The following is a 5197-nucleotide window of genomic DNA, read 5'->3' on the forward strand; positions in this document are numbered from 1 at the left end:
GATAATGATCAGGTTGCGATTACTTCCGGCGAGCGGCGAAATCACGGCCGCCCCATCTCCCGTGCACGCATGGATTACTGATGATCCGTCGGACAATTCCGCGATACGCATTGAGCCCCCGGAAGAGGACCCATCATTCCAAATAGTCCACTTTGCGACAGTTTGAAAAATCTGATGGGCATTCAATTCAAAATCATCGGGTTACAGTTGCCCGCGCGCCTCAAGGGCATATACGCGCACTTATCACCTGAGTCACGTTCGAGGGTTCTATACATGCAAGGCACGATTGACGGCTTCAGCTATGGCCTGGTCACCCCTGTGGCCGGTTACGTAATGGCGTGCCTGGGAGCAGCTCTGGGTCTGCGCTGCACGGTCAGGTCGCTACGCTCCGACCGCCCGCGGAAGCCCGGATGGCTGGCGCTGGGTGCGGCGTCCATCGGCTGCGGGATCTGGACCATGCACTTCATCGCCATGCTCGGTTTCCGGGTGCGCGAGACGTCCATCCGGTACGACACCTCTCTCACCCTCCGTGGCGGTCGGTGTCTTCGTCGTCGGCTACCGGGGCACCGCGCCGGCCGTCCTGCTCACCGCGGGCACCCTCACCGGGCTGGGGGTGGCGGCCATGCACTACATCGGCATGGCGGCGATGCGGATGCAGGGGCACCTGAGCTACGACCCCGCCGTCGTGGCGCTGTCCGTGTTCATCGCCGTCGTGGCGGCAACGGCCGCACTGTGGGCGGCCGTGTCCATCCGCGGCTTCCTCGCCAGCCTGGGTGCCAGTGTGGTCATGGGTGTCGCCGTGACCGGCATGCACTACACGGGCATGGCGGCCGTCAGCGCAGAGGTGGACCATGCCCTCGGGCACACGGGCGGGGGTTCGTCCACCGTGAGCGTGCTGCCGATGCTCGTCGGTCCGCTGATCTTCCTGGTGCTCGCCGCGGTCGTCGTGATGTTCGACCCGCTGCTGATCCTGGGCGACGACGAGCCCAGGCATACCGCGCCGCAGTCCCCCGCACCGGGTCGTTACGCGCCGCGGCAGACTCCCGCCGCCGCGCCGTACGGCAGTGCGGACGGGTGGGCCGGGGCGGCGGACGAGAACGCTCCGCACGCCGGCCACCGGTGACGGCCGGGCAGAGGACGCGTCACACGCGTGCTCTGCTCCGCACCCTGCCCCGATGACGGCGGCGTCCCGGTTCGGGGCGCCTGCCGTCGAGCTGTATCGGAGGCGGCGTTGAGCCGCAGCACCGTCAGCGGAGTGCGCAGCCGGTGCGAGAGATCGGCGGCCAGCTCCCGCTCGTTGGCGAGCAGTTGCACGACCTGGTCCGCCATGGAGTTGAAGGCGGCCGCGGCCTGCCTGAGCTCCGTCGGCCCGTCCTCCGGAACCCGTACGCCGAGCATGCCCTCGCCCAGCTCGTGGGCGGCGCCCGCGAGCCGCTCCGCCGGCTGGGTCAGCCGTACGCCGAGACGGTCCGCGACCGCGACCGAGCCGACGACCAGGGCGATGCCGACGCCCGCGAGCACGATCCAGGCGGTGGTCACGCCGTTGGTGACATCGGCATCGGGTACGTACACCTCGACGATCGAGATCGTGCCCGAGTCCAGCGCGATGGGTGCCAGCAGCGCGGAGCCGCCGAGAACCTTCAAGATGCCGGAACGGCCGAGTTCGCGGATGGCGTCGAGCTCGTCGTGCACGGCCCGGCCCCGGCCGATCTCCAGCTCGGACGCCTCGTCGTCGGCCGGGATGTGCAGCGCCATCCGCCCCGCCAGGCCGGCGTCGGTGGAGAGCATCGCCCGGCTCAGCTGCTCCCGGTCGGTGGTGATGGAGAGGGTGGGTCCGATGGCTGCGGCCTGCCGCTCGGCGTTGGAGAACGCCCGGTCCGATGCCATTTCCTTGACGACCAGGCCGAGCGGGACGGCGAAGGCGACCACCACCATCACGGTGACCGCGAGACAGACCCTGACCAGGGCCCATCTCACAGTGGGGACTCCAGCTTCACGCCCACGCCCCGGAGCGTACGCAGGTAGCGCGGCGCGGCGGCGGACTCCCCCAGCTTCCGCCGCAGCCACGACAGATGTACGTCGATGGTCTGGTCGTCGCCGTAGGGCTGCTGCCACACCTGGGCGAGCAGCTCCTTGCGTGTCACGACGACACCGGGCCGTCCCGCGAGAAACGCGAGCAGGTCGAACTCGCGCCGCGTCAGATCGAGCGCGACACCGTCCAGCGCGGCCTGCCGGCGGAGCGGATCGATGGCGAGCCCGCCGACCCGGAGCACCGGGGGCGGCACGGCACCGGTGCCGCCCGCGCGGGAGCGACGCAGGACCGCGGCGATGCGCGCCGAGAGGTGCTCGACGGAGAACGGCTTGGTCAGGTAGTCGTCGGCGCCGTCGTTGAGCAGCCGCACGATCTCGGTCTCGTCGTCCCGGGCGGTGGCGATGATCACGGGGACGTCGGTGATGCCGCGGATCATCTTCAACGCCTTGGAGCCGTCCAGGTCGGGCAGCCCCAGATCCAGGATCACCAGGTCGAAACGGAAATGGGAGACCTCGCGCAGCGCCTCCAGGGCCGTTCCGACACTCCGCACGACATGGGAGGCATCGGTCAGGTGCCTGATGAGGGCTGAGCGTACGAAACGGTCGTCCTCGACGACGAGCACACTAGCCATGGCAAAACCGTACGCCATTCAACGAATTGCTCACCCCTCAGGTGGGATGGTGACGCACATGGTGCAATATGGTCCGCGATGCGACGAGGACTGATACACGGCATAGCTTGGGCGCTCTCCACCGGGGCTGCGGTCACGCTGTCCTGGTGGGGTGTCCACACGGTGATGGCGGGGACCGCGTACGACCCGCCCCGGGCCCTCCCGATCGCGGACGCGGCACGGGCCGAGGGCAAAGAGGCCGGATCGCAGCCCTCCTTCACCTACCGCCCCGAGAAGTCCCCGAAGCCCAGTGCGTCCCCGTCCGCCGAGGACAAGGGCGGCAAGGACGACGGAGACCGCACGCCCCCGGCCGGCTCCCCGCACAGCTCCGAGCCGGCCGGCCCACCGAGCCCGACGCGGACGCCCTCCGGCGGAAGCGTGAACGTGAAGGGCTACACCGTCGACGGCGGCCGGGTCGTCTTCGACATCCGGCAGGCCTCGGCGGAGCTGGTCTCGGCCACTCCCGAGTCCGGCTGGCAGATGCAGGTATGGAAGACCAAGCAGTGGATCCGGGTGACCTTCACCCGTGACGACCGTGAGATCTCGGTCTTCTGCAGCTGGTACCAGCACGCGCCGCTCGTCGAGATCGAGGAGCAGTAGCGGTTCCGGGATCCGCCGAACAAGCGGACTCCCGCATCCGGCCGGGCATCGGTTCGGCGGTCTCCGACGCAACGTGATACCCCATCAGTAGGAGCCGGTCGACGAAGACCTCAGCACGAGACCGCCTCCCTGAACCTCCTCAAGGCACGCGAATACTTGGGGCTGTCTGCCCTCAAGAGACGGCCTACCCCCTCGCAAGGGGGGAGCACTGGTAGCGCAGTCCTCGGCTCACGATCTTGAACCGGTCACGCCCCTGTGCGGAGAAGGGATTCGGCAGCTCGAAGACCCCGCGGTCCTCGGGGGCGAGGGCGGAGGTGATCAGCAGGATGCGGTAGCGCCTGTCGCGTGCGTGGCGGCGTGCCGCGTCCACCTCGGAAGGGCCGAGTTCGAACTCCACCCGTTCGGCGGTCGGTTCACTCAGCGCCTTCACCTCGTAGAGCCGGGTGGTGCCGCGCCATTCGACCTCGAAGTCGTACCCGAGGGCGTCGGACGCGTCGCGGTCGCCGTTGACGACCGCGGCGTATCCGGATGTCCAGCGCACGTTCGGGTACCGGCGCTGGAGCCATGCGCGGGCCGCCACTTCTCCGACGAGGCCGATGGCCGATCGCTGGTCCTCGTTGGCCTGGTTCATCTTCGCCACAACGATGCGCGGCTTGGGGGAACTGGTTCCTGTGCGTGGCCGGGGTACACCCGCGACGGCTTCGAGGCGCACTCTGCCGCTCTGGACGAGGAAGGATTCGCCGACCGACCGCGCCGCCATGTCCGCGATGGCGGAGAGCTGATCGCGTCCCACCGTGACCTCATCGTCCCCGATAGTAATCGTGCGGGTCGCGGTGCCGTTCGTGGTGCCGGAGCTCTGGGGTCGTTTCGTCGCGTGCGCCAGATCTTTCGGGGTCAGGCTCAGCCGAGTGGGGTCCGCGGTCTTCGGCATGCCGTCCGGCCACCCCACGGCGCGCTCCACGGCGTCGAGCAGTTGGTCCTCGCTCAGTGTCACCAGGTCTCCCAGCCCTGACCTTTCGACGTAGCTCTTGGACTCGAGGAATACGGCACCGCGCCAGCCGGTCGGAGGCTCGACGTTCTGGCGGCGGCACCAGGCTTCCACAAGGGGAATCAGGCGCGCCACGAGCGCGTCGGCCGCGGACGCGTTGCGTTCACGGAGCCGGTCGACGGGCTGGAGGATCCCCGGCCGCTCCAGGTCGTCGTCGGCGCCGTGCTGGCGCAGCCACTCCCGTACCCTGCCGCGCATCGCCTCCGGGGGCGGAGTCATGAACCGGGACAGCCAGTCCGGGTCCGGCCGGAGGTCGTGGAGACTGCGGGCCGCCGTGTAGCGGGAGAAGTCGCCGCCCTCGTCGGCGACGGCCGCGTAGTGCACGCGCAGTCGGTCAAGCAGGGCATCGGCGTGGGCGCGCAGGAAGTCACCGAAAGTCTGCTCGTGGACGTCGGGGTAGGAGTACGTGGAGTACCCGAGTGCGGCAAGTACCGCGTTGAACTCCTGAAATTCGAGGTGCAGTTCGTCGCGGAGTTCGGCGGGCGTCGTCGAGGAGCGGGCGAGAGCTATCAGGTCGGCCGACGGGACGGGCAGGTCGGGTGCGTACCGGCCGATGATCGCCTGGAGTTCGGTCTCGTTCGCGGCACGGGCCAGGAGGTGCTCCGCCTCCTCATCCCAATCGGCGGTGGTGACGCAGGCCAGGAGACGGAGCAGCCTCACTGCGTCCTGCACATCGCCGGTGAGGTGGCGTCTGATCTCGGTGACTTTCGCCTCGGTCGTGTCCAGGGCCTGTGCGAGGGTGCTGTCGTCGATGTGATCGGGTATGTGGTTGTCGAAGTGCCGAGGCGGCCGTCGCGCCCCACCTGCTCACAGCAGGCCGAACGACCTCAGGACCCGGCGCTGGCCC

The 5197-nt window shown here is 68.9% G+C and carries 4 protein-coding genes and 2 pseudogenes; 2 read left to right on the forward strand and 4 right to left on the reverse strand.

Annotated elements, in window-relative coordinates:
- Window positions 1-186: hypothetical protein (locus EES42_RS45740; protein WP_206433728.1), on the reverse strand; the 186-nt coding region annotated here is incomplete at its 3' end.
- 87 nt (window positions 187-273) lie between these two features.
- Between EES42_RS45740 and EES42_RS33890 the strand changes: the two are divergent.
- Window positions 274-1123 (forward strand): annotated as a pseudogene (locus EES42_RS33890) (MHYT domain-containing protein).
- A 98-nt stretch (window positions 1124-1221) separates the two neighbouring features.
- Here the strand turns inward: EES42_RS33890 and EES42_RS33895 are convergent.
- Together EES42_RS33895 and EES42_RS33900 are read right to left on the reverse strand one after the other, a co-directional pair.
- Window positions 1222-1977: pseudogene (locus tag EES42_RS33895) on the reverse strand (HAMP domain-containing protein); the annotation flags it as partial.
- Window positions 1974-2663 (reverse strand): response regulator transcription factor, encoded by a 690-nt coding sequence (locus EES42_RS33900; protein WP_206433729.1) that lies wholly within the window; start codon window positions 2661-2663, stop codon window positions 1974-1976. The pseudogene EES42_RS33895 and the gene EES42_RS33900, both read right to left, overlap by 4 nt.
- A 78-nt stretch (window positions 2664-2741) precedes the next feature.
- Here EES42_RS33900 and EES42_RS33905 point away from each other — a divergent pair, with 78 nt between their 5' ends.
- On the forward strand, window positions 2742-3302 hold the full coding sequence (locus tag EES42_RS33905) for a hypothetical protein (protein WP_124722031.1): 561 nt from the start codon (window positions 2742-2744) through the stop codon (window positions 3300-3302).
- 184 nt (window positions 3303-3486) lie between these two features.
- On the opposite strand, the gene EES42_RS33910 is transcribed toward EES42_RS33905, so the two are convergent.
- A complete protein-coding gene (locus tag EES42_RS33910; RefSeq protein WP_124722032.1) occupies window positions 3487-5010 on the reverse strand; it encodes a DUF3883 domain-containing protein in 1524 nt (507 codons plus the stop codon).
- Window positions 5011-5197: the final 187 nt, after the last annotated feature.

This window comes from Streptomyces sp. ADI95-17 (assembly GCF_003846175.1).
GTDB classification, from domain to species: Bacteria; Actinomycetota; Actinomycetes; order Streptomycetales; family Streptomycetaceae; genus Streptomyces; species Streptomyces sanglieri.

Excerpts from the sequence above, each read along its gene's own strand:
- EES42_RS33900 (WP_206433729.1), bottom strand. The coding sequence starts at position 2,663 with ATGGCTAGTGTGCTCGTCGTCGAGGACGACCGTTTCGTACGCTCAGCC.
- EES42_RS33905 (WP_124722031.1), top strand. The coding sequence starts at position 2,742 with ATGCGACGAGGACTGATACACGGCATAGCTTGGGCGCTCTCCACCGGG.